Raw genomic sequence first — 25,988 nt, 5'->3', positions numbered from 1 at the left:
TTATCAAATTCTTATAATTTGATTTTTAGTGTTCGACATTTTAAACGTAAAATGCTTAGTCTGTTTGAAATAAACAGTCTGAAAGTGCCACAATAGGCTTATAATCTACAATCATTAAGTGTTCGAATCTCCTTAACTTACTTAGATTTTTTGAAATAAACAGTCTGAAAAGTGCCACAATAAGCTTGAAATCTACTATCATTAAGTGTCCGAAATCTCCTTAATGTTTTGGATTTTTCTTTCTTCTGATTTTTTCTGATTTTTTGCTATTAAATATAGTAATTCTAATATAATTTTAGTTTCATCATCGCTTACCAAGATTCCATTTTTAGCCAAAATAATAATTGCTTGTTCTACTGAAATATTCCTATCAATGAAATTCGTTTTTTCCAATATTGTTTTTGTTACTTTTTTTGAGAATATTTTTGAGAATGCATGATTTAAACTTAAAGAAAGACTTCCTGTTTTATAATCAATATCAATCGGAGGAATAAGATTTACCAGATATTTTTTATCCGAAATATCAAACTCTGAAAATTTTTTGAAAAATTTTGACTAATGCTTTATCTTTTATTTGATTACTGTTATCAATAGCTTTTAATTTATTAGAAATATTACGGCTTTCCATTTTAAGGTTTTTTGTATTGACTTGATTCTCCTTTTTTAATTCGTTATAATCATCAATTTTTAAAATTCCAGCTATGAGTAATTTTCTACCTTTAGAAAGAGTTAAATTCTCCTCTTTTATTTTTCTTTCTACTAAGTATTGAGTGTGTAAGTAACTTGTATTCTGAGTCTTTATATTCTGATCTTTCAATATTTTCTTAAATAATTCAATACAACTATTTGATAGTTTTAATTCTTGAAGTTTATTTTGATAACAGTCATTAAGTAAAACTGCGCCAATCCTAATACTGCAGCTATTATGGCAATGGTAGTAGGGATATCTTTTCCGCTTACCTTTTGAAAAACTCCCAGTAAGTTTTTGACTACAAACAGGACAAGTCAAAAAACCTCTAAGGAAAAACATTGCTTTTAAATCATCTCTTTTAGCCGTAATTTTTCTTTCTGTATTAATCACAGATTGTACCTGATAAAATAATGACTCTGAAATCAAGGGCTCATGTAGTCCCGGGATAATTTGGTTTTCATTAGAGTTATGTTTTATTAATATATGCCCACAATAAACTGGATTACGCAAGACTCTGAAAAAATACGATCTTGAACATATAAGTCCTTTATCATTAGCTATTCTATTAATTTCAGATATTTTATGGTCATTCATAGCAACTTGATTGAAAGCCCATTTTATAATTTCGGCTTCAGGCTCTTTAGGAACGATAGTTTTTTTTCCATCCATTAATGTCACATTGAGGAAACCTATGGGAGCTTTATTCGGATATCTTCCCATTAATTTTGCCCGACGAATGCCATTTGAAACATTTTGAGATCTCCGAGTATTTTCTGCTTCTGGAAAAGCTAAATGTAGAGCTTGCAAAATTATATTTTCTGGTACAGATAAATCAATGTATTGATCAATTGCTATTGGTGTCGTTTTATATTTTCGTAGTTTTCCAATCATTTCATAAGCATATTCGATATTTCGACTAAATCGATCCCATTTTACAAATAATATGTTCTTATGTTCTGTTTGTTTCTTTTTAATTTCGGAGAATAATTCCTTCCATTTAGGCCTATTGAAATTTTTAGCAGAGTAGTCCTCTCTATAAATTCCTTTGACTTCAATATTGTTATACTTACAATATTTTAGTAATCGATCTTCCTGATCCGGTAATGAGTAACCTTTTCTTTTTTGTTCGTCAGTACTTACTCTGACGTATAAGTAAGCTGTTTTCATAAATGTGACGTAATTAACACCTAATTTAAAAACATTTAAGTTAGGTGTTTATATACTTAAAAGGCTAATGAACTATGGAAGAAATCATGAGTTGAAAAAAATATTTGTAAAATCTAACCATACCTTTATCAATTTAAAAACTTCAAATTCTATAACGTCTTGCTTAATGTTTAAGTTATTTTAAATATGTTTTATCAACTTCAAACTATTTTTTTAGCAAGTCTTATAGCTTAGAAATTATTGTTTTGGGAATTTTTTAATTACTTCTTGAAGTATTTTCATGGGTATGAAAAGCTTGTCTATATTTTTCCTATTCTTAAAGTTTCTCACAAGAATTATCGAAATCTTTTGATAGTTATGTTGAAATTTAGCAATATGCATCAGGAATTTTTCCTGAAGATTTTGAACCCGTAAATTTTGAGATTATGAATTTACAAAATATGTTTTTCAAATTAAGAAAAGATATTGAAAATTTGAACAATAAAATATCGCTAAACTATTTTGAAAAAACAGATTTTCACTAGTTAATCTGTACTTATTACTTTCTATTTTCGCTCTCTTTCGATAGACTGTGAATCAAAATAGTACTCATTAAAAATGCTCCAAACATTCACGTCTTATTTTTTTAAGGTTAAATAATAAATTCTTTAACTTCTGGAACATACTAAAAACTATGCAATTCACTTTTAATAGAATAGATAGGAAAATACTTTATTAATGGTAAGTTTGATAATCAAGAATTTCTGATTAGAGAAAATATACTGTTAAGTAATAATGGTATTGAATTTAATGCCCACTCGCAATCTTCGCCCTAAACTTGGATTGGATCAATTGTCAATATACAAAATCTAATCATAATAACTACTCTTTTATATATTTTGGAGTTTTATAATTTCAGGATGAACTACTTTTACCACAACTTAATCAAAATATTATTAGAATGTTAAATGAATTAAAAAGGGAAATATTACACTTGAAAAAGTAAACTAAATACTTTTGTTTAAATGTTTTTTTAAATTATTGATATTTGCTTCTGTGAATTGTCTGTCTATTTCGATAAATGGCGAATTTGCTAAAAAACTCTTTCCATCAGAGATGAAAATATGGACAAATGATTGAAGTAAATCTGCCAAAGTAGAGGTGTGAATATTCGTAATCGTTTCAGATATTACTGATTGAGTTTCTAGTACATAATTCGTGAAAGCATTTTGAAGGACAATTGAATCGTTTGTGAAAAAACTAACTTCTGTATTTTTGTCTGACCTAGTACTGAGTTCAATTTCAAAGTTTCCATTTGAAATTGAACTTAAACAAATGATTGAAATAAGAAGCATCTGCATTTCACGTTTAAGACCTATAAGAATTATATCGTCAGTATAATTAGCTTTTTCAATCGTAATACTGGAAGGCTCAATTTTTAGAGCAAAGCCATAACAATAGTTCTGCACATGTGTCCTTTTTATTTCATTGAGGTAAAGCAACTCGTTTGTACTTATTTTCTGTAGGAATTGTTCATTGAAAATGGATACAAAGATTTCAGAAATATTATTATCTGAATTTAAAATGGCTCTAAGCTTAGAATGGATTTTCGGAACATTAATCTTTTCTGATTTTAATACAACTCTTGCATTCCACACACTGTAAGTTTTAAGTTTGGTAGTATTTAGAACACCTCCAGGGTTTAAAAGAAATTGTGGGATTTCATTTTCATCATTTTTTATTGATTCTATGGTTCCATTTAGTTCAGCCTTAATAAATTTGTTGATTGATTCAATCTTGAACTGTGGTAAGTTTTCAATTTCTTTGATTAACATATTGAAATCAATGATATCTATATTAGGGTCGAAACTGAAATGAGGTTCTGTTATGGTTTTTAGGGAATAGGAGTTTTGTTTTGATGTAAGAATTAAGATTTTTATTTTACTAAAAACTTTATAATGCTCATACTTTATGCATGTATTTAAAGTATCGTCTATTTTCTCACTTTTTTTCTGAGCAGTAACTTGGTAAGCGATTCTTTCGGCTTTGTCTCCTAAATCCAGACCAGGAAAGTTTGCTTTTTCTTTATTTAAGTTTTCGAGTTCATAGTTATAAATTAAATTCAATAAAGTCCGAACAAAATTCTCGGAATGTTTACTAATATTTATAAGACCTAACGTATTTGCCGTTTGAATTTCCGATTGAAGTCTACTCAACATTTCTATAATCTCTTCGAGATATTTTCCACTTTGAATCATCTTGTTTTAAGGTTATTATAGTTTATGGTATTTAAGTATTATGCCAAATTGTTCGCAATTAGAAATATATCGATTAATTCTAGCATCGGAACAATATAACATATGTACTGAGGCTGGATCTGCATTTATATATTTAATAGGGAAAGTATTGAACACAGTTTGATTTGGTATTGAGGAGTAAAAGGATAGCTCTCTTCGGAAGCCCAGTACTTCTCTGATAATATTTTTTTCTAATGAGGTATTTTTGCACTCAATAGCTAAAAGTATTTGATCGAATAAAGGATAGCCGACTTGATTCGGTTTACAAAGAGCAATATCAAGCTCGTGATAATCTGCATAGCTTTTATTAATAGGCAAACCTCCTCTTGATTGATAGCTAATCGTCGTGAAATAAATATCTGTAAAGAGATCACCTATTAAAGTTGGTCCATCCCAAACTTCAAAATAGGGATCAGACCGGTTAATTGCCCCTCCTTTTTGACGTAACATTAGTTTACTTCCGGAAATTAATTTTACTTGTAATTTTTCTTTTATTACAAAATTTTCAATAATAGTCGCAAGAACATGAGCTTCATATAATTTACCCTGCAGGCTCTTTATCGGTAACAATCCTTGAGTTCTTGCAGGTGCCACTCCTGCATGCGAATTTAATACAGATGTAATTTGATTTTTTATTCTGGTTATAGTTGCTGTGTTCATATTAATTTTCGCTTCTTATTTCTTCTAACGCTTTTTTAAGTATTGAAATTACATTTTCGTAATTGGGTAAATTGGCTAAATCATATTCCTGCTCCTTACCATCACTTAAAAGTTGGACAACAATAGATTGAAGTTGATCTGCTTTCAAATCGTTATTTGTAACTAAGAAATTATTAAATCTTTTTATTAGACCTGGATAATCTTTATTAGATAAATTTTCTAAAATATCAATGCTTTCTTCTAAATAAAAAGTCAAAAGAAACTGAGAGCCATTCTGTGAATCTTGCGTGTAATCTTCTTTTAATCTGGAATTTACTTCATTGACAATATTGGAAAATCCATTGTCTTGCATTTCTCTGATAAGGTGCTCTCTCAATTCTGTAGCTTGTGAATTTGTAATCATATGTAAATAGGGTTAATTAAACTTTTAGGACTTTGAAACATATTCTCTTTGCTTTACCTCAGCAATTAATTTCTCAAAATCAGGTTGAACTGGCTGACTAGCAGCTAAAGCGTCCTTATATCTTTCTTGAGTCATTTCGTTTGAATCCAATTCAAACAAAGAAACAGTCTGTAATCCTTTGGATGATTTCACACCATTAATCTCTCTTACCTGAATAATGAATGCAAGATTTGACTCTGGATCAAGAAAGTATTCTAAATGATCGTCTGGATTGTCAAAATATGGATGAACAATATTAAATGTGCATCTATTATATATGGCGTTAACAGTTTTAATGGTATTGAAAGTATGTTTTTTATCAAATCCATTGCATAAAGAACAGGCAAGAATTAAATTTTTAGGTTCAAACATAAATTGAGGATATAGTATTTTTCCTTTAGGAGCAATATGCTCAATTTGGGTGACTCTTGATTTTAAACTTAAACCGCAGAATGCACAATTATCACCTTGTAAGCGCTCAAGTTGTTGCCTGATAATTGATTTCAATTCATTTCTTCTTGAATATAAACCACGCTTATATTTTCTGAAATTTTCGGCTTTACAATCCCATTCATTTCCTTTCAGTGGTTTTAAAAATTGAATTATTTTACTATATCTATTGGGGTATCGAAGTTTAAAATGATATTGTCTAATGGCCATTGTCTTTTAGATATTTTTCAGCAGTTTGAATGATTTTCTTCAAAGGATCGTCAGGGGTTAATTCAAATCGCTTTAAATTTGAAAGAATCCTTTTCATTTTATTGAAATCGTCGGACTTGTGGGAAATCTTTGTAAGTAATTCCCTTAAATCCATTTCGAGGTAGTGATTTCGGACAGTGCTTACACCAAATACCCGATACAAAATGTTTTCAGTAGACCAACCATAAGTGTCGAACTCTAATGTTTCATTAATTATCTCACCGTTATCATTTATATGAAAACTAATAATTGATGATTTATCAGGTACTAAATCACTAACTAAAAAATGGGAATGAGTAGAAATTATAAAATGACTATTTGAATAATCAGCGAAAGTCTTCTGTAGCAAATTCATATATTGTATCTGCCAGTTTGGATGTAGGCTTATTTCAGGTTCATCAATGAAAACGATAGAATTGGTTTGAATGGTAGAAATCAAATTAATGAAACCGGATAAAATATGATGTTCTCCTGAGCTTGCCTGATCAAATGCATATTTAGAATTTTTTCTGTGAAGTATTAACTTTTCTACATTAAGTAGCTCTAATTCCCTTATTAATTTTAAGGCTTTCACCTCTTCTAAGAACATGCCAACTTGGGGTAGATTATTAAACCCGATAGAAGATTCGTAAACAATAGACTTTTTATCTGCTAGGAAATAATTCAGGCGGTGTTTAAAAAAATCTGAGATGATTTCTAAATTGGAGAAATCTGAAATGACCCGAGAATACTTATCTTTTCTAATTTGAAAGCGAGTTTGATTAGAAATTCCGTCAATTATTTTTTGAAATCTCGATTTTAATAATTGAGGATTAACGAGACATTTAATATCATCATTACTTTTTAAACTTAGGTTTTTACCCGGCTTGTATAAAATGGTGATTTCGTCTTTTAAACCGAGCAGGTCGAATATATTCTTATATCTGTGTAAGTTTGATTTATCGGTAAGTGAGTTTGAAAATCTGTCGATTAAAGTATTATTATTTTTAAACGCATTATTAGAAGCGGTTCTGATGCCTAAATATTGATATTTAGAATTTTTAGCTTTATTTCGATTTGTATAAAAAGGAAATCGGTCATTTAAATTTATAGCTGAAGCTAAAAATTTTGAAGGCGTCGGAACAGAAATTAATTCGATTTCCTTATTGTCTAATATAATTGTATTTACATTTCTTACAGAGCTAATTGAGACATGTTTTTGATCCAGTATATATACCAGGTTAAAATCACAGTCAAAGTTTTGAACCTTATGGCCATTCTCAATTGATGCTTGGATAATATTAAATATCCTCGCAAGAGTTTCCAGTAATTGACTTTTACCAGTTCCATTTGGACCTATCAGGAGAGTAATATAGGGTCCATCAGAAAAATTTGTGTCATTTACAAAATTGAAGGTTTGGGGATCAAAAAAACTATGTTTTATAATTTCGAATTTTAATAATCTAAACATATTGTTTATACTTTTTTTACTATTCTTTATTTTATATTTTTAGGTTTATTAACCATCTAATTAAAGATGTATATTCAGTAAAACAAGTGTTGGATATTGTTGTAGCTCAAATGAACTCGTAATAGAGTAGATATTAAGTTTTGGATTCATGATGTATTAGGTTTATTCAAATGTATTTTATTTTTTAATGCTAAGCAATAGATTTGACTCCAATTTCGATCTTTCTGAGAATTGTTTAGTTAGATGTATTCATAATTTAGGTACTAAAAATCAACTTTTCAAAGTTCAAAAATTATTATATTAGTACTTAACAAACATTAAGAAAAAACTGTTTAATATAATTTGATTTCGCTTTAGATGATAAAATATGAATTGCATCGATTAGGATGGCATGATTTCCAGCAACTCTGTTTAACTATTGCACGAGAAATTTTAGGACAAACAGTAAGTAACTTTTTAGATACAAATGATGCAGGCATGGATGGTGCTTTCTCAGGAACCTGGAAACAAAAGGATAATGAAGATCTAAAAGGAAATTTTATTATTCAGTGTAAGTTCACAAATAAAGTACAAAGTAATTTAAAACTAAGCGAGCTTGCTGATGAGTTTGCAAAAATTGAAAGACTTGTTTCTGAAGGACGTTGCGACTGTTATATTCTGATGACTAACGCTGGGGTGTCTGGTCAATTTGAACTAAGTTATGCAAAAAAAATAGAAAAATTAGGCGTAAAAAAATGGAGGATTTTTGGTAGCGATTGGATCTGCAATCAAATAACCGAAAACAATAGGTTAAGAGCACTAGTTCCGAGAATCTATGGATTAGGAGATCTGAGTCAGATTCTCGATGAAAGAACCTACTCACAGGCGAAAGAACTATTATCATCTATGAGGGATGATCTTTCAAAGATAGTTATTACCTCTTCTTATTATAAAGCAGTGGAGGCAATGAATGAACATGGTTTTGTTCTTATTGTTGGAGAGCCAGCAGCAGGGAAAACTACGATCGCGTCTCTTTTAGCAATGGCAGCAGTTGATCAATGAAAACTAACAACATTTAAACTTGATACTCCTGATCTAGTAACTAAACATTGGAACCCTAAAGACCCAAATCAGTTTTTTTGGATTGATGATGCATTTGGAGTTACCCAGTATGAGTCTGGTCTTGTTAACAAGTGGAATCATATTTTGATGGAAGTAAAATCAATGTTAAAACAGGGAATCAAAATAGTGATGACGTCCCGTGATTATATTTATAATAGAGCAAGAAATGATCTGAAAGAAAGTGCATTTCCTCTTTTTAATGAAAGCCAGGTTGTAATTGATCTACATAAACTAACTATTGACGAGAAACAAAAAATACTCTATAATCATTTAAAACTTTGTAACCAGTCCCAATTATTTCTAACAAATATCAAACCTCATTTAATTAATGTTTCAAAAAATAATCGCTTTATTCCAGAAACAGCCAGACGGTTAGGTGATCCTTTGTTTACTAAGAATCTTACATTGTCTGAGTATTCGATACAAAATTTTGTAGAAAAACAGGAAAGCTTTTTAGAAGATGTGATTCGCAGCCTTGATAATGATTGTAAAGCTGCTTTAGGTCTTGTATATATGAGTAATGGACATTTGACTAGTCCATTAGACTTAGAGAAAAATGAAATGAATGTTCTTGCTCGAATGGGTAGTAGTTTGGGTAATTGCGTTCAGGCATTTGATTCTATGAACGGAAGTTTGGTTCAACATACATATATTGAGGATAACATGGTTTGGCGCTATAAACACCCAACAATTGGTGATGCTTATGCGAAAATAATAACCCAAAGTCCTGAATTATTAGAAATATTTTTAAGAGGAACTAATATTGAGAAATTATTAGAACAAATAACTTGCGGAGATGTTGGTCTTGAAAAGACAATCGTTGTTCCTAAGAAAATGTTTAACATAGTGCTTGAACGAATGTTTTTATTTAAGGAGTCAGAATCATATAAGATATGGTATTTATCTGAGTGGGATGCTTTGAGGAAATTGTTGTCATTTTTATCTCGAAGATCATCTAAGGAATTTCTGCAATTATTTGTAGCCAAGAAACCTGAAATATTCGATATAATTATTAAACCAACGATGTATTTCTATTATTCAAAGGAAATAGATACCGTTGTTAAGTTAAACAAGTTTGGCTTGCTTCCGGAAAAGTATAGGAAAGAATTTGTTGAATATATCTCTCAACATGCTATTTCAGGGGATGATCTTTATGTACTTAGGGATAATGATATGCAAACAGTTTTTTCTTCAGAAGAATTGGAGGAGTTAAAAGAGAAGGTTAGAAATTACCTGTTACCTCGAATATCTGACGTTAGACAAAAGTATGAGAACAATTTTAAAGATTACGACAATTACACGCCAGAAGAGCATATGGAAGAATTTTATGAAAAGATAAATATTCTGGTTAAAGAGTATGACGAAGAAGATTCTATATGTAATAGATTAGAAAAAGAAAGGCAAAAGGCAAAAGATTGGGCTGATGAGACTTATTATGAAAAAAATGAAAAACCGCAAAGGAAATTAGATTTGCAGGATGATAAAACACAGCTTCAAAGTTCGAGGAGTATTTTCGATGACATAGATCAATAATACGAATATATTAAACAACAAAATAACTCATTTTACTCAGTTTATAATTGATATAAAAATATTATGCAAAATATCAATTACGCACAAATATGACAGATCACCATTACTACAAGACATAGTTCAAAAGGCTTAGAGTTTGAAGTTGTTATCCTCTTAGGAATGGAGGAAGAACATTTTCCAAGTTTCTATCATTTAGGAAATGAGACAGCTTTGGCTGAGGATCAGCGCCTATTTTATGTGTGTGTTAGTCGTGCAAAGACAACTTGTATACTTCTGAGATCCCGAATTTTTACTATCCAGACAAGAAGAGGTCCTTGGAGGAAAGAATATGCAGCATCACGTTACTGGATTAGTTTGTATAAATGATTTGGCAACGAACAAAATACTTTTACTAAGGATACTTATCCATTAATGCAAAAGAATTAATTTTATACTCCATAAAGAACTATACACTAATTATTGGTATAGCTAGCTTTGTCGTATAACAGATATGATAATTATATCATAAGATTTGCCTTGCTGATTTTGTTGGATAAAATTTTCATCGCACTATATAAGAAGTATTTAACGATACTTGAAGAACATTAAACTGGAGCGGATCTGTATTTTAAAAAAGACCTGTGAAAATATTTCGTCCAGCATTATTAATAAGCATATATTTTTTTGAAGGATTACAGATTCTCACTCTTTTAAACAAAGGCTTGATGATCCTTATATTTTATCCATGCGATGTCTTATATCATTCTTAAATGTTCTAGCAGAGTCTTAAGCGAATATTCAAGTTTTGTAAGGTGTTCGTTTTGTGCGATTGTGAAATCATCTTCTGGATCATGATTGTTTTCAAGATCCTCAGTAATCATTTTATGCTGTGCAAAGAGAAACATTAACTGTAAATAAATAGGAAAGAAGGGAATGATCAAATTACAATCATCTTCAAACTCTTTGACACTTATTTTAAGTTTTTCTTCCTCATTAGAATTCTGATATCTTTTTGGCTTAGGATTTTTTGTGGGGTAGCCGTCTCTATGCTTAACGCAATTTGCCACCCAATTAACTTTGTGAACAATATCAAATTGCTGCCAGTCTTTTATATTAAAATTAAATCGTTCCTTAGTCCAGCTGTTTAGAGTATTCTCCGAGTTGTGTAATTCTGCAAATAATTCTTCGGTAACAGAAATAATTTCATTAACATAGTTTTCAAGTTTATGAAAAACACCGACGTAGGAAAGTCTAATCGTATCATACAAAGTATCTTTAAAGTCAATCTGTTTGATGTCAAGATATTGCCGATACTTAGAGTTCTCAATATCTCTTTTCGCATCATAAATTGCTTTATTAGTAGCTGGGATAAAGTGTTTTGTAACCAACTCTTTGTAAGACGAAATATCAGCAATTTTATAGGATATAATATTAAATAATCGATGAGCCAGCTCATCTTTTCGTGTAAGGTCAAAGTTTGGCAATTGTAAAAAACCTTCCATAAGCTTCTCAACAAAAATATCAAACTTGTTTTTATTTAATGTTTTCATCATCTTTCGGGGTATCAAATTTTTTAAAAGTTATTTCATCATTAATTTTCATGTGAGAGTGCTTTTCCTTAAGTGCATTTAAAAATTCATCTTGTTGAACAGATGTTAGAGGTTTATCAGGAGGCTCCGGGACTCCATATATGCCTATTTTTGCTTTATATTGCTTCTGTTCATATTCTTTCACAATTTTTCCTATTTCTTTTTCGATGAGACTGTATTGATGGGCTGTATGAAAAACATTTTTAGTTAAAAGATCAGTAATAATATATCGATGGATAACTTTGTTTCTTTGATCATACAAAGTATACAATTTATCAAATAAATCCTTATTTATTATATTATTTTGAAGAGCCATTTTATAGACCTGCTTTTCCATTACAGGTTTATCGTCTTCCTGCTGATATATGAGAGTGGTATCAATTGTATTTGAATTATTATCTAATTGTATTTTTAATATTAAAATCAATCTTAACAGCGCATCAATCTGATTTGATAGTAATACTGTGATTTCTATTGCTGAACCATTATCATAAGCTCTCTGAAGTAAATCTACGGAAGCCGCATAAGATGTCATAAACTGGTTAAACCGGTAAGAATTTAAAACAGATTCTCGTTCTGTATCAACAATAATTCTAATACTGCTCAAGCAAAATAATACTTTTTCAATTTCAGTTTTTAACTCAATAGAATCTTTGTATTCATTGTCATAAATATAGGTACATAATAAAAACTTATTACCAATTACAGCTTCCCAGCTGTAACCATCATTTCCATCTACAGAAATAAATTTTTCTTTAAAATCAATTCTATATTGTTTATCATTTTTATTAATTGAAGTATGAAATTCTTCAGAATTATTTGCTTTAGTATTCGTAATAATATGACAGCTGATGGTAAAACTTCCGATAGACTCATCATAGAGTTCAAAACAGTTTGATGTCAAATTTTCTGTTCCGTAAATATTATTTTTAAATATCCAATCAGCGGGTATAGTCAACATATAGTTTCCTGTTTTGTCAACAAATTGTCTCATAAATTACTTTTATAATGTAAATTTACTTACAGTTAACTAATAAACAAAGTTTATCAAATATTGATTTTCCACATGATAAATAAGTATTTGGCATTAATCTTAGCTACTTTTCGAGAATCCTTTTCTAGAAATAATAAAAAATTACTCAGCAGTAAAAATTATTTTTACCTACCAAATAGATTCAGAAAACAGCATGATTATTGTGAATTTGTAATTAATCAAATTGAAGAATTGGTTTTGCATGAAAGATTTATTGAACTAAAAGTGCAGAAATTTGAATTGTCAGAGGATATAATTGAAAAAATGAAAACATCAGATGAACATATTTTTGATCGTCTAGCTTATTTAGGTTTGAATAATGAATTAAATCTAGTAGTCAATAATCATTTGATTCTTTCACTGATTATGGAAACATGTTATTTTATACAGGAAAGCCTACTTTGCTCGTTGAAAATGAGAATGACTGTGTGTTTCACTTTATTAAGAAAACCTTTTCTTGAAATATCTACCATTATGATGAGGTTACTTAATGAGCCCGATTTTATCGATAAATTTAATAATCTTGAAGATTTCGACCCTATCAAGATAACTTATCAAGAAAAAAAAAGGTTATTAGTTGAAACAAATAAATTATTAAATAATCATTTTGATAATGATGATTTATATGATTTTATTTTTAATAAAGATTTTGGGGATAGCCTTCTCAATCTTACTAACAATGCTATTCACCTATACACTGATCGTAATCCTATTTCGGCCACTGAAAAGCAGAATTTGAATTTCATATTTAGTACAGAGGAAGATATCAATCATATGTGGGAATATATCTATGACAACATTCCTATGTTATTATCTTTTTTGGCTTCTTCAATTGATTTGCTAGTAAGTAAGTCTATTGATGTAGATGAAGCTGTCTTTAGAGGAAGATTACAGCAGCGCCAAATAATGAGTAAGAGATATGGGATAGAATAATGTTAAAATAAATCATTTAGATCGTATGTGTTTTGGTATTTAAATGTCAAAAATTTTTTTTGAAAAAAGAAAAGCAAGGATAAATCCTTGCTTTAATTAGTGTTGTCCCGGTCTTGACCTGCAATGTTGAGTTACATATTCTAGACGTCCGAAACGTATTCTAGTATAATCTCTTACAAAAACCGGTCTCCACAAGGAGCATTGTAAACATGTATTCATGTTGCAAAAATTTAGATTGTTAGCAACAATACTGTTTTTGTACATGAGATGTTTACAATACAAATGTACTTAAATTTACATTTGACACAAAGAAATAATAGATAAAACTTATTTTTCAGGAAGTTGCCTGTAGAATCTCTCCGTAGAATGTTTTTCATTAACCATCGACTTGAGAAAATCATCATGCTCCATAGTTTTGTCAATAAACGGATTTTTGGTTCGATAGTATCCTGTCTTATTCTCAAATTGTTCCTTTTCGATTCCAGCTAAAATCAGCCTTATATTTTCTGCCATCATTTTATATTTTTCAGCAATTTCAAACAACATGAAAGTCTTAATATCACTAATTATATATCGATGAACAATTTTATTTCTCTCATTATATAGATTAAACAACATGTCGTAAATCTCGGTTGTAATAATCTTCATTTCAACTGCTTCCTTATAAATTCGTTTTTCGTTTATTGCTTTATCGGTCTTATCTTGATATAGGTACTGAATCTTAAATAGATTGGAGTTTTCAATAATCTGATATTTAAGAACAATGCATAAACGCAGATAAGCATCAATTTGCGATGCGTATACTATAATAAGTTCAATGGGAAATCCATTTTGTAAGGCACGCTGTAATAGGTCAAATGTTGCCGCTAAAGCCGATAAAAATTTCTCATATCGGTAGAAATGAATAGCCTGTATTCGAGATTGAGGCTCTATGCAAATTAACGATTTTAGACATTCTTCTGCTTTATAAATCTCTTTAAGAACTACTTGTTCGTCTACCAATGATGGGCGATAGATATATTTAGCCATAAAGAAATTTTCTTTTACCCAGGTTCCCCATAGTATTAAGATAAAGCCGTCATTTTCATCAATTTTTGTCTTTTCAAATTTTAAATTTCGCTCGAAGTAATCTTGATTTGAAAATCTTTGGCTATCTAGTTGCTGTTTAATGTAATGACTAATTTGAAAACATCCCATCGGATTTTTAAATGGTTGAAAACTAAAAGGCGATTCGTTTTCATTACCGTGTAATTCATTCTGATAATCCCAATCTATTGGTATTTGAATTTCAAATATACCGTCAGGACTTGTAAACGTTTTCATTCTTTAAGATTCTATTAATTCAATTCGGGCACAGAAAACAAAACTGAATATTGCAGAGCGTGTCAATTGTAAAAGTCTCAAAGTTTCTTTTTCAAAATGATCCAAGTCGGTTTTTAAAGAAAATTTTTCCGCTTCCCAACCGCTGTTAAAATAATTATGGTCTTTTATTGAAAAAATTCCATGTTCTAGTTTATTTCTCCATTCTTTGTAAAAACCAAATTCTCCATTGTTTTTTTCAAGATCACATGCAATACTATACAATGCAGTAAGATGAATGTTCCTTTTCTGATTTATTTCTTGCCATCTTGTGCTATTCCTTTTTTCGCTCCAAAAATTTTCAAAGTATATAGACTCATTTCTATGCATAGCAAAATCAAATATGTAGCAAATGCCTTCCGCAATTTTATCAAGTATTCCAAAACACAATCGAAAACTTGTTCTTAGCTTTTCATATTTAATACCATTTACAATTCCATTCACTAAATTCTCGTAATGAGCTGTTTCTTCAATAGTCTTTAAGTCATGAAAGTAATCAAAAAATAATTCTTTTGAAAAACAGAATTCTGATTTTATCCTATTACATAGCAGTTCTAATTGTACAATTTTTTTATTTTTTGTTTGGAAACCACCATGGCCAATAGTTATATCATCTTTTTCTGCGCCGTTACAACTGCAATACAGGCTATGTTCAGATAAACTTAAAAAGTTATCTAAGAAAAATTTAAGTTTTAATGGATGTTTTTGATATTCTTCGTTATTTAAAATTGCTTCATGAGGAATTTTTGAGATACAAAAATTTTGTTCTTGGAGAAATTGATACGCATATGATTTACTTGTTTTTATTTTCTCTTTAATAGCTTCAAAAGGAATCTGATGTTTTTCTGCTTCACTAAACAGTCTGTAAACCTCAATAAAAAGAGCGATTGTTATGGGGCATTGTGAATATTTTACCATTGTTAGTAAACCTTCGGCTTTTGCCGCTAGGGCATAGAAAAAATTATGATTGTAATTTAAAACTTTATCATATAATTGGAATGCCTCAACATATCGACCAGAATTAATTAAATTATTACCAAGATTAGTCAAGACTTGAATGGAGTAATGGTTTGGTTTTCTTATATCAAGAGCTTTAAAACTTCTGAAATAGTATTGCTTAGCTTCAAATAAGGTTTCAATATTCTCTGGGATAGGAAAAAAATCACTTACATCTTCGGTATCTATCTTGTAAAGTGATTGATATGCATTACCTATACAATAATTTAAGGAATCTTCAGTGGCGTAGTTTTTTATTTTATCCTTATTATCTAATAGAATTTGTAGACCTTTCTCAACTTTTTTCCTGTCATAAGATTCATTTCCAAGATCAATAAAAAATCCTGCAATTGCTTTCAGCATTAAATAATCATTTACATTGCGATTCATTAATGCTTTTTCTAAAGCATCATTAGCTTCTCCATATTGACAAGTGTCTAATAAGTAGCTAATTTCTTTATTTAAGTTTAAAATGTGATGCACAGTTAGATAGTTATGTTAGCGGATGTTCATTCCATTAATATTATAATCTTTCAAGTATTGCTTGAGTTCCGGATGTAATGGTATCACTTTTTCATCTATATATTCTTGTATAAACGGTGCAATTTCGTATTGAATATTTTCAGGAGGAACCATGTCATTTTCGAGATAATCCATTATATCATCTGACCGAACTAAGGTTGAATCAATCATTAGTATGAGTAAGAGAAAAAATGTCAGTATATAAGATATTCTAATGTTAATGTTGTTGAGAAAGACCTCTAAATTCTTATTGGGTAGATTAACTAAATTATGAGAAGTAAATTTGATTCCGTTATTGTGGACATAATCATTTAGTTTTACTGTTAAATTGAACCAGTAATTTTCTAAGCTATAATCTTTCAAAATTTGTTTTATTCTTTCATCTTTTTGAAAATAAATCATATAGTTTTCAAAGCTAAGTTTTCTTTTATTTCTTGATGATAATTGATCCACTGAATTTTCGAGCCAAGCAGCGACCGCGATTTCATCTCCGGACAGTGTCGTATCTATCGTCATAGATGAAAATGAAGCGGTGAACTTTTCAACATCGCTTAGATCTAGTTTGTCCAGTTCTTCTGATTTAAATACGTTTCTTTTTGTTGAATTATCCAGTATAAAAACATGTAGTAGCAAATCGTCCCTAAGTTTTCGAATTAATGTATTTGCATCCGAAAAACTTCCGTTGGAACAGCAGCTCTTTATATTTTTTAGCGTTTTACAACAGCTTTGCAGCAAAATAGTAGTGAAGAAATTGACCTTTTTATCAGAAATAAATGTTATCATTTTACCACTGTAAGTAATAAGGCTAGAAAATGATTCTAAAAAGGATACGTTTTTTTCAAATTCATTAGAGAAAGAGTTAAACTCTTCGGATTGCTTTATGTCGTTAAATTTATTCATTCAGTATTTTAGTTATTACTACAATTTACTACTTCATTTTTTTCTGATGATAATCGGACTTTTACCTTATAGGGAATTGTAAGAATCATAATTTCTCCTCCACGGATGAAAGCTTTCCTGATTTTTTTAAAAAATCTAACAACGACATTAATGCACTGTTTAGTTGTGCAAAACTTTCTTCTTGTTCAGATATTTTAGCAATATTTTTTGAGCCATGAAAAAGGTTATTTCTGAATCTACTAGTTATTATCAATAAAGCAGATAGTTTATCGTAGTCGACAGTAGTTTCACCTTCTAAACAATTTTTTAAAGACTCCTTAAAAGTTTCCTCGGTTTTAGTATCACGGAAATCCAGCTTTTCAAAAATCAAATTCGTTTGTTTATTAGTAATATAGCGCTCACGAAAATAGTTATAAGGAACATCGAATGATTGTGGAGGTAATATGTAGCCCCTTTGCTTTAGGTCAGTTAGTTTTAGTTGTATTTTGCTTAAACTACCTTCTTTATCACAAAAGAATCTTTCAAAAAGATTCCAAAGTATTGTGAAATTTTTTACATTTTCTATTTTATTGAAGTCAGGTTTAACACTTTCCTCTGTCAAGAAATTTTGTAACCAAGTGTTTTGATCCATATTGAGTTATATTTAAAAGGTTGGAGAATCTTTATTTATGCTTTGTAATTTATAAATCTTCCTCGAAATTTTAAAATAAACTTTAAGGTATTCCGGGTTTGTTTCTGAAAATATCATTAAAGTTTGTAACTTAATAGAAGTTAATATTATAATTGAACTGCCTAAAATAACAGTCATACTTTTGACTATTTTATTTTCAGTTGCAAAGTATATGTGTTCTCTATGTGCAAGTATGCCTCCATGTACATACGAAGATAATTTTGAGTACTGTACTATTATTTCTTTTAAAAGTCCCTCTGAATCAAACTCTTTATTTTCTATATGCTTTTCAGTAAAACTAATGATATTCTTGATGCTGAGATCTCTGGCTATAGCATCTAGTTCTTGGAGATTGTATTTTGCATAATCGCTATTGCTCTTATGTAGTTCATCTTTTATATCTTGAGCATTTTTTTTAATTTTTAGATTTGTCTCTATCGAATTCTTTGATTTTAGTATTAAAAATTTATCGTTGAATTCTAATGCTGTTCTGAATTTGTGAGAATAAGAATCGGATTTTCCATTAAGGGCAAAGTTGAAAAAATAGAAATTAAATCTCAAAAAATGTTCAGTCAAAGAACGATATAAGATATTGATAGAATAGTAGTTTTCAGAATTTATCGAATTTAAAATGGCATCGAAGATTAAATGTGTACTGTTTATATACATAAAACAGACTTCGCTTGTATATCCGTAAGAACTCCTTAATAACATAGGCAAATCACTAATAATATCCTCAAAATCATTTACAATGTCTTTATGTATATTTTTTAATTCGTCTATTGTTTGCACATCCATTTTTATTGTATTTGTAAAGTATTAAAAGTACTATTTTTAAATTGCTTGTTTTTCATTTCTTAATTCTCTATATTGTTGTCAATAAAAACTATATAACTTTGAATGATATTTTTAAAAATAGTTTATTAGACGGTGATTTAGGTGATTTTTCACCAGTTGAAGAGAATTTGATAACAGTTCAAGAAGATGAAGATATCTCTGAATGCTTTGTTAGTAATGAAAAACAAAATCTAAAACATCTAATTATCAAGATTGATAGAATAAATTCAATTACTTTTTTGAGGCCTATAAATACAATTCTACACTCAAATCATTATTTTGAAGCAAAATATGACATTAGCGAATTTATATTTGAAGGCTTCAATATTGAATTAGACGATATGTATAATGATGGGTATGGTATAGAAGGTTTACCTAAAGGATTTACGAAATCGGTTTCATTTGGTCTTGGATTAGAAAAAAAATATAAAATACTTGTAAGTACAATTCTAAAACACTTCTCCAACTGTCAAAAGCTAATTATTTCAAAATTTAGAAATACTGAAATTAATTCAAGCGAGATTGTTATTAATTATCAAGATTTTGAAAAAATACGTAAAGGAATTGACCGTAACCAAGATCTATTTTGGCGCGAAGGTCAAATAGCAAAAGAAGCGTTTATTTATGATAATATTTTCAATTTTTGTGATCCTTTAATATATCCTATTATAAAGTTACCACCAAGGAAGGATGTGATCTACAAGGTTCTGAGGAACACTGAATATAGTAAGACAAATCAATCTGATAAAAGTGCGTTGTCTATTTTAAAAGACAATACTGATTTAAGTTATCTTACAATTTTGATGAATGAGTTTCAAGAAAAGATACAAGGAAGTCATAAGGAGGCTACCTATCAATCTTTTTTTGAGCAAAATCCAATTTTGTTAACTTTTTTCTCGGGTTCCCCATTTGTAAAATTTAAAAATTAGGCTTACGTCGGGGTAAATCATTTGATAACTCAAACGGACAATATCCGGATTTTCTTCAAAAACATAAACTGACGAACAATACCTTTATCATCGAAATCAAAACACCTGAAACAGGATTGCTTGACAAAACAGCTTATAGAGATACAGGAGTCTATAATCCATCAAAACACCTTTCAGGATCTATAACTCAGATTTTGACACAGAAATATAATCTTGAGACAGAAATTTCAACTTTAATGAAAAATTCTTTTGATAGAAATGTTGAAGCTTATAATGTGCAAGGATTATTAATTATAGGTAATTTAACAAGTTTGTTGGATAGCCGAGAGATGATCAGATCATTTGAGTTATTCAGAAACAATCAAAAAAATATTAGAATTGTCACTTATGATGAGTGCCTCGAACAATTGAAAACTTTTATAGGTTTACTAAGTCATAGTGTTAAAGAAGAGGAAGGTCAAATTATTGATTAAACAATATTATTGAGACAATAGTATATTTTCTTAATTGTTGAAATTAAGCATATAAAAGAATCATTTATTAATCCAATATTTATCCACTTCAAATTACGGCTATCGTCAAAAGATATAGTTTTATATTGTTTTAATATTTTAATTTTGCTGATAAAGATATATAGGAGTTATTTAAATTTATATACTTGGTTTAAAAAAATAACATATTATACTCTATTTTTGATTATAGATGATTGTCGAAAGTTCTGCAAGTTTATCCAAATCTTCTACAAAAGTGTTCGGAAAATGCACCGCTGAGGTCACAAGGCTCCTTTTTTAAGGGGCTTTTTTATTTATCTGAATTTAATGGAAAGATACCATAAGTAACACATAAAATACTTTGATTAAGTTATAGAAAAGCCCTGTTTGATTCAGTTTCAATCAGGGCTTTGTTTTATTTACCACCTAAAGCCATCAATGAATAAACAGTGTATGAAATATATCTTACTTTAATCAAGCTTCAACACAGTCAGTCAATCCAAACATAATATATTAATTCAAATTATGGGGAAAATCCCTATGTTTTTTTGAACAATTTTATTTATCATTGTATCATAAAAACACAGATCGAATGATAATTTATTATGTCAAGGAAAGACAATCCCTTGTTGAGCTTTGTCGTGAGCTACAGCTTGAAAATCCTGAGTATTTAAAGGAATATCACAATCAAAATTGCTCTTTAACTGAACGTTTTGAGGGTGATCTTACCCGGGGAATGAAACTCTATATTCCATCATCACAGGAAGTTCTTGAGATCAATAAGAAGATCCGGGAAGAGAACAAAAGCTTCTATAATTTTCCAGTTAACGGTAGATTTCCTTTTGAGTTTAAACTTTGGGTGGGAACTTATCAAATTACACAGACCACCTATTCTGATGATATAATCCTTACAAAGTATGATAACAAAATCCGGTTGCATTTTGAAGGTATAAAAAATGGGTATTATCATTTTCTTTTTTCCGCATTTGATTTCAGACGGAATGAAGATACCTCAGATACCAAAGCGGATGCCCTTGCCCAAATGTGCATAGAAACTATTTACCCCATTCGATATGTTATAGATATTGATGGAAAACTTATGGATGTAGTACTGACAAAGAAAACTGAAGATATTATTTCTGAATTAGATGCTATAAAAAACTTTTTTCAGGATCAATATTCCTCTGGTTATATCGAAAAAATAAAAGATGTTGTAGCGAATCCAGAAACGATTTCCAAGAAGTTTAAAAATACATTGCTGAACACTTTTATGTTTGGTGAATTTTATAGAACCAAATTAGAAGGATGGACTGATTCGGAAATTTACTATGATTTTTATCCGTGGATTTTTGAGGCTCAACCCATAAGATTTGAGTTTCAGAATACATTAGTTCCTAAAGATTCTTTAGATGATGAATGGATTAAAATTCTACAAAAAGGTATTTCTGTGGACAATAGGAGCCTGGAAGATTTATACCTGGAGCATTCTCATTATGATGATAATACTGAAATAACCGGGAAGTCTATAGATTGTGAACACTTCGCAGAGTATATTTTCAACAGGGAAAAATGCTCATTGCAGAAGATAGAAGCCAGATTTCAATGTTTCAGAGGTGGTAGCACTATAAGTGAAGATTTTTCATTAGAAAAAATTCCAAATAATTATTATATTTGAGAAACACCAAAAAACACAATACGATGTCAGAAAATACTTCCCCTCACGAAGGTAAATATTTCGTGGTACAAAAAGGAAAAGCCCAATGCAATCAAGGGAATAAGTTTCCTCAGTTTAAAGTAACCTCACACCTAAAACACTATTGGAATCATAAGGAGGGACAATCCGATTATTTAGCCGTTACAGAAGATGATATCCAATTTACTCCGCCTGGTCCCAGCTTTGGACAATGCAAGTTAAAACCAAGCTCAGGAGGCTATTTGCCCTGTGCTTTTGCTCCCGCAGGAAAATGGCAAAATCCCTATGAGAAGACTAAAATACTGAACAAAAGTTGTATTACAGAACTTTCTGAACTCATGTGTGTATCGGGTGGAAAAATTATGATAAAAGAGCATGGCCAAACTGCGGAGATCACTCAGCAGAATGTCAGGAATGCAGATCCAAAACAGCAATATAATATAAACCCGCTGCTTGACTATAAAGAATTTCAGGATGAACAGGAAGAAGATTTAAACATCTGCGAATAAAAAACACACAAACACAAATATGGGAAAATTAACAATCATCGGAAACAATAAACCTCTGATAGGACAAAAAGAAATGTACTCTGTTTCTTTGGTCAACGAGCTGCTGAACCCTTTCAAACTCCTTAAGAATCCTTTACAAGTCCCAAAAACGCATTGGGAAGTCATGGTAGAGACCAAAACAGGCTGGCGAAAAGGGGGGAGTGATAAAGAAGGTCAAATGGTACCCTTTACCTTCGGACAGAAAAGCCTGCTGCATAAAGGGATAAAAATTATCGTACGGCAGGGAGAAGACTATGGGGAGCTTTTTGTGCATCCGCAAAGGGCTAAAGAATCAAAAATAACCAAAGTAGAGCTTTTGGATGCCAACTACAAACCGATTCCTAAAGGCAGGAAGATAAGCTATAAAGACACCATTACAGTAAGAGCGTATTGTGTGGAGATGTTCGGGATGCAGATCGCTTTTACACTTTGGGAAGATGATGCACAGGGAGCAGGACACAATCCCATCATCAACGCCTTCAACAAGATCAATCCTATTCCTGTTTTTGGCAGAGTTAATGAAAAAGGTATTGCAGAAGCTGTTTTCAGGCTACCTTTTTACACAATGGCCGTGCTGATTGCTAATTCACGCACCGCATCAGGCGATAAAGACGAGGGAGCCACCCACGAATATTATGTAACGGCTGATGTCGTCAGCAAAAGTATACTGAAAGCCAGCCCGAACGTAAATGTAATTAACCCTGCCTATGACCCGACACCACCAAGACAAAGGCGGTGGCCAACCGGATATACTCCCCCACCGGAAAAACCAATACCTGAATCTGAGAAGCCCAGGCCAAAGCCTGATTCTCCAAAGTTTCCCGTAACAACAGGCGGAAAAAAAAGTAATGACCTGCAAGGGAAAATCCTTAGTGCCGAATTTGTAGATAACAATGGCAACAGGCTTCATTCTTCCAAAGTAGGAACTACTGTAAGAATAAAGATTGTTGCCAAGGAGATGAAAGGCAAAAAAGTGAAGGTAAAAATATGGGAGGAGGATAATTTTACATGGACCCATGATATGATTTTTGAAAAAGATTGTATTTTAATTGGTGACAACAATTACATCAATAATGTACAGCTTACAAAAAAGATGTTTGATAAGGCTAAAGACGGTGGTAGTGACAGCGCAAGGCAGGATTATTTTATAGAAGTGATCCATCATGATACTTCTGTAAAATCTCCCGTGATGCCTGTTACAATAGACGCCGAACTTACGGAAGTACCCAGTGGGAATAGTCCTGTGATGGTGAAGGAACCGAAGCAAGGGAAAACTCCTTCTAGTTGTATTTGCCAGCAGTATGATCTAGTCTGGGGTAATAACATTGGTTGTAATGAAAGAAAAAAAGTTATTGAGGTCGCCAAAAACCTGAATATCGACCCTAATTGGTTAATGACAGTGATGGCATTGGAAACAATCGAGACCTTTAGACCGTCTATAGATAATGGTGTTGGATATGTAGGTTTAATTCAATTTGGAAAAGATGCCGCTGTAACCATTAATACTACACAAGATAAACTGATTAAAATGTCTTTTGTAGAACAAATGTTTTATGTTGAAAAGCATCTCTCACAAAATAGATTTAAAAATAAATTTAAAACTTTAACTGATTTGTACTTGGCCGTATTATATCCAACCGCAAGTGGGCATGGAAGTGAGCCAAATTATGTAGTTTTGCATGGAGCTGCTTATAGAAGTAATCCATTATTTTTCAAAGAAAAAGGAGAATGGGAATGGGCATATAAAACAAACAAAAAGGGAAAACAAATAAAGTATAAAAAGTATACAGATCCAAATGGAAATACTTATGTTTGGGAAGTCGCTATGGTAGCGCAGGAAGTTTATGATAGAGGAAATGGAAAAAAAGAAGATAAATTTACTTGTGGAGTGAATAAAGAGAAAGCTACTATTAATGATACATGTACAAAAGATGGCTCACAATGTTTTGAGTACAATGATGTAATAGAGAATCCTAAAATTAATGATCAAAGCGGTATCAAAAATCATAACAGATACAGAAACGAACCAAGAAAAAGATCAGATGGGTCAGAATATTATCATACTGGAACAGATATTCTTACAGTAGTTGGAACAAAAGTCCACACAATGATGTGTGGAGAGGTTGTACATACTAGAAAAGATCTTCCGCAAGATGACTATGTTAAAGGCTATGAGAGTAAAACCAGCTATGGGAACTCAATAACAATTAAATCGAAAGATAAAGAAGGAAAAATTGTATATCATTTTTATGCTCATTTATCAAAGGTAAATGTTAAAGTTGGCCAAAAAGTTAAACACGGCGAAGTTATTGGGCTTTCAGGAAGCACTGGAAATGCAATGCATGTAGATATTAAATATCGACATGTACATGTTGAAGCAGGAACTAGTTATTCTACTAAAGGTGGAAGTGATGGGAAGCAAAGATGCAAAATAAAGGCAGATTTAAACCCCGAAAATTATATGAAATCTAAATTTGATAAAAAAGGTAATACATTATGATAAGAACAATAGGTATTTTATTGTTAATATTGAGTTTAAATTCCTGCAAGGAACAGAGTGAAAAGAATAGAGGAAATATCAATGAAATAATTCTTAAAACAGAAAAAAATACTGATTTAAAAATTCCAGATTTCCTTGATAAAAAATATTTTCACGGATACCAACTGAGTCCTACATCAGATTTTCCAATATTAACTCATTCGGATAGAAATATTGGGAGTTTTGTCATAAGTTATATAAACTATAATATTAAAAACCAAAAAGAATGGTTTGATTTTGATATAAATAATAACATAATTGCAGAAGATGATCCTGATGAAAAATATTTTACAGAAATAAATAAAATAATACAAAAAAAATTAGAACCTCAATTAGATAATTATGCGATAATTGCAGAACATATTCCACCAAAATATTTAGATAATAAAACACTTAGCTATATTTACCCATATAAAAAAACATACTACCTATATAATAAGGAGAAAAAAAATTGGGACTTCATCAGTGAAAAAATAATTACTGATGGATCTGATGAAAAAAATATTACCAAACTGGTAGAACTTAATAACATGATCGGCATTAAAGAAAACAATGATATTAATGCCCAAATAAATATGTCAGCCAAATGGAATGGTACTTATAGTTTCACAATAAATGAAAAAAGTGATGATTGGAGGGATATGCAGGATGTAAAACTAACTATTAAATCTGACTCTGTAATCTTTCATGTTGAAGGATATCAAATAGCACAAGATTACAAGCTTAAAATTAATACAGCAAATAATAATCATTTAGCATTATATTATGACAGCTCTATATACGGTGATGAAAGTGCTGTATTACAAAGAACAAAAGATTTTGGCATTGTTACTTTTGATAATAATAAATATTTTAGGAAATGTCCCTATATTGATGAGAGTTTTACAAATGGAAAAAAGAAAACCTATATTTTGAAAAAGGAAGCATATAAGTGATAAAGTTCATAAAAGA

21 protein-coding genes and 2 pseudogenes are annotated in these 25,988 nt (G+C 30.4%); 9 read left to right on the top strand and 14 right to left on the bottom strand.

Translation table 11 applies throughout. The features are described from left to right. Positions 1-201: 201 nt before the first annotated feature. The 7 genes from NBX25_RS19805 to NBX25_RS19775 form a co-directional block, all read right to left on the bottom strand. Positions 202-393 (bottom strand): hypothetical protein, encoded by a 192-nt coding sequence (locus tag NBX25_RS19805; protein ID WP_047439559.1) that lies wholly within the window; start codon positions 391-393, stop codon positions 202-204. 130 nt (positions 394-523) lie between these two features. Then, positions 524-1,858, bottom strand: coding sequence for a recombinase family protein (locus tag NBX25_RS19800; RefSeq protein ID WP_250255136.1), 1,335 nt, complete (start codon positions 1,856-1,858; stop codon positions 524-526). 986 nt (positions 1,859-2,844) lie between these two features. Continuing rightward, positions 2,845-4,095, bottom strand: coding sequence for an SMEK domain-containing protein (locus NBX25_RS19795; protein WP_250255135.1), 1,251 nt, complete (start codon positions 4,093-4,095; stop codon positions 2,845-2,847). Between the two features lie 15 nt (positions 4,096-4,110). Beyond that, positions 4,111-4,794, bottom strand: coding sequence for a hypothetical protein (locus tag NBX25_RS19790; protein ID WP_250255134.1), 684 nt, complete (start codon positions 4,792-4,794; stop codon positions 4,111-4,113). Between the two features lies 1 nt (position 4,795). Further along, the gene (locus NBX25_RS19785; protein ID WP_250255133.1) at positions 4,796-5,197 is read right to left on the bottom strand and encodes a hypothetical protein; all 402 of its coding nucleotides are present in this window, start codon (positions 5,195-5,197) and stop codon (positions 4,796-4,798) included. A 24-nt stretch (positions 5,198-5,221) separates the two neighbouring features. Then, complete coding sequence (locus NBX25_RS19780; protein ID WP_250255132.1) at positions 5,222-5,896, bottom strand: retron system putative HNH endonuclease; 675 nt, start codon at positions 5,894-5,896, stop codon at positions 5,222-5,224. Then, positions 5,886-7,385 (bottom strand): AAA family ATPase, encoded by a 1,500-nt coding sequence (locus NBX25_RS19775; protein WP_250255131.1) that lies wholly within the window; start codon positions 7,383-7,385, stop codon positions 5,886-5,888. The genes NBX25_RS19780 and NBX25_RS19775 overlap by 11 nt, the downstream gene beginning before the upstream one ends. Before the next feature lie 357 nt (positions 7,386-7,742). Between NBX25_RS19775 and NBX25_RS24835 the strand changes: the two are divergent. Both NBX25_RS24835 and NBX25_RS24830 read left to right on the top strand, forming a co-directional pair. Then, positions 7,743-10,019 (top strand): annotated as a pseudogene (locus NBX25_RS24835) (nSTAND3 domain-containing NTPase). 96 nt (positions 10,020-10,115) lie between these two features. Further along, on the top strand, positions 10,116-10,385 hold the full coding sequence (locus tag NBX25_RS24830; protein ID WP_349815590.1) for a 3'-5' exonuclease: 270 nt from the start codon (positions 10,116-10,118) through the stop codon (positions 10,383-10,385). A 368-nt stretch (positions 10,386-10,753) separates the two neighbouring features. Here the strand turns inward: NBX25_RS24830 and NBX25_RS19760 are convergent, their stop codons facing one another. Continuing rightward, positions 10,754-11,551, bottom strand: coding sequence for a hypothetical protein (locus tag NBX25_RS19760; RefSeq protein WP_250255128.1), 798 nt, complete (start codon positions 11,549-11,551; stop codon positions 10,754-10,756). Continuing rightward, entirely contained in the window at positions 11,532-12,581 is a 1,050-nt protein-coding gene (locus tag NBX25_RS19755) for a hypothetical protein (protein WP_250255127.1), read from the bottom strand. The genes NBX25_RS19760 and NBX25_RS19755 overlap by 20 nt, the downstream gene beginning before the upstream one ends. A gap of 72 nt (positions 12,582-12,653) precedes the next feature. Between NBX25_RS19755 and NBX25_RS19750 the strand changes: the two genes are divergently transcribed. Beyond that, positions 12,654-13,553: a hypothetical protein gene (locus NBX25_RS19750; RefSeq protein WP_250255126.1), complete on the top strand. Its 900-nt coding sequence runs from the start codon at positions 12,654-12,656 to the stop codon at positions 13,551-13,553. A 327-nt stretch (positions 13,554-13,880) separates the two neighbouring features. On the opposite strand, the gene NBX25_RS19745 is transcribed toward NBX25_RS19750, so the two are convergent. The 5 genes from NBX25_RS19745 to NBX25_RS19725 all read right to left on the bottom strand — a co-directional run bounded on the left by NBX25_RS19745 (position 13,881) and on the right by NBX25_RS19725 (position 18,798). Beyond that, positions 13,881-14,876 carry a hypothetical protein gene (locus tag NBX25_RS19745; protein ID WP_250255125.1) on the bottom strand — a complete coding sequence of 332 codons (996 nt, stop codon included), beginning with the start codon at positions 14,874-14,876 and terminating at the stop codon, positions 13,881-13,883. Between the two features lie 3 nt (positions 14,877-14,879). Then, positions 14,880-16,391, bottom strand: coding sequence for an LA2681 family HEPN domain-containing protein (locus tag NBX25_RS19740; protein ID WP_250255124.1), 1,512 nt, complete (start codon positions 16,389-16,391; stop codon positions 14,880-14,882). Positions 16,392-16,406: 15 nt separating this feature from the next. Further along, positions 16,407-17,330, bottom strand: coding sequence for a DUF5677 domain-containing protein (locus tag NBX25_RS19735; protein ID WP_250255123.1), 924 nt, complete (start codon positions 17,328-17,330; stop codon positions 16,407-16,409). Between the two features lie 85 nt (positions 17,331-17,415). Beyond that, positions 17,416-17,961 (bottom strand): hypothetical protein, encoded by a 546-nt coding sequence (locus tag NBX25_RS19730; RefSeq protein WP_250255122.1) that lies wholly within the window; start codon positions 17,959-17,961, stop codon positions 17,416-17,418. A gap of 12 nt (positions 17,962-17,973) precedes the next feature. Then, positions 17,974-18,798, bottom strand: a complete 825-nt coding sequence (locus NBX25_RS19725; RefSeq protein WP_250255121.1) for a hypothetical protein — start codon at positions 18,796-18,798, stop codon at positions 17,974-17,976. Positions 18,799-18,896: 98 nt separating this feature from the next. On the opposite strand from NBX25_RS19725, the gene NBX25_RS19720 reads away from it, so the two are divergent. The 6 genes and pseudogenes from NBX25_RS19720 (at position 18,897) to NBX25_RS19695 (ending at position 25,972) form a co-directional block, all read left to right on the top strand. Next, a complete protein-coding gene (locus NBX25_RS19720; protein ID WP_250255120.1) occupies positions 18,897-19,766 on the top strand; it encodes a hypothetical protein in 870 nt (289 codons plus the stop codon). Positions 19,767-19,822: 56 nt separating this feature from the next. Beyond that, positions 19,823-20,239: pseudogene (locus NBX25_RS19715) on the top strand (Shedu anti-phage system protein SduA domain-containing protein); the annotation flags it as partial. A gap of 610 nt (positions 20,240-20,849) precedes the next feature. Beyond that, positions 20,850-21,932, top strand: a complete 1,083-nt coding sequence (locus NBX25_RS19710; RefSeq protein ID WP_250255119.1) for a hypothetical protein — start codon at positions 20,850-20,852, stop codon at positions 21,930-21,932. Between the two features lie 23 nt (positions 21,933-21,955). Next, positions 21,956-22,459, top strand: coding sequence for a DUF4280 domain-containing protein (locus NBX25_RS19705; RefSeq protein WP_250255118.1), 504 nt, complete (start codon positions 21,956-21,958; stop codon positions 22,457-22,459). A 19-nt stretch (positions 22,460-22,478) separates the two neighbouring features. Beyond that, positions 22,479-24,998: a M23 family metallopeptidase gene (locus tag NBX25_RS19700; RefSeq protein ID WP_250255117.1), complete on the top strand. Its 2,520-nt coding sequence runs from the start codon at positions 22,479-22,481 to the stop codon at positions 24,996-24,998. After that, positions 24,995-25,972: a hypothetical protein gene (locus NBX25_RS19695; protein WP_250255116.1), complete on the top strand. Its 978-nt coding sequence runs from the start codon at positions 24,995-24,997 to the stop codon at positions 25,970-25,972. The genes NBX25_RS19700 and NBX25_RS19695 overlap by 4 nt, the downstream gene beginning before the upstream one ends. Positions 25,973-25,988 lie beyond the last annotated feature (16 nt).

The sequence above is a fragment of the Chryseobacterium sp. Marseille-Q3244 genome, from assembly GCF_940807095.1.
In the GTDB taxonomy this organism is placed as follows: Bacteria; Bacteroidota; Bacteroidia; order Flavobacteriales; family Weeksellaceae; genus Chryseobacterium.
The sequence above is the reverse complement of the archived record's forward strand: the minus strand, read 5'-3'. Positions and strand labels throughout refer to the sequence as shown.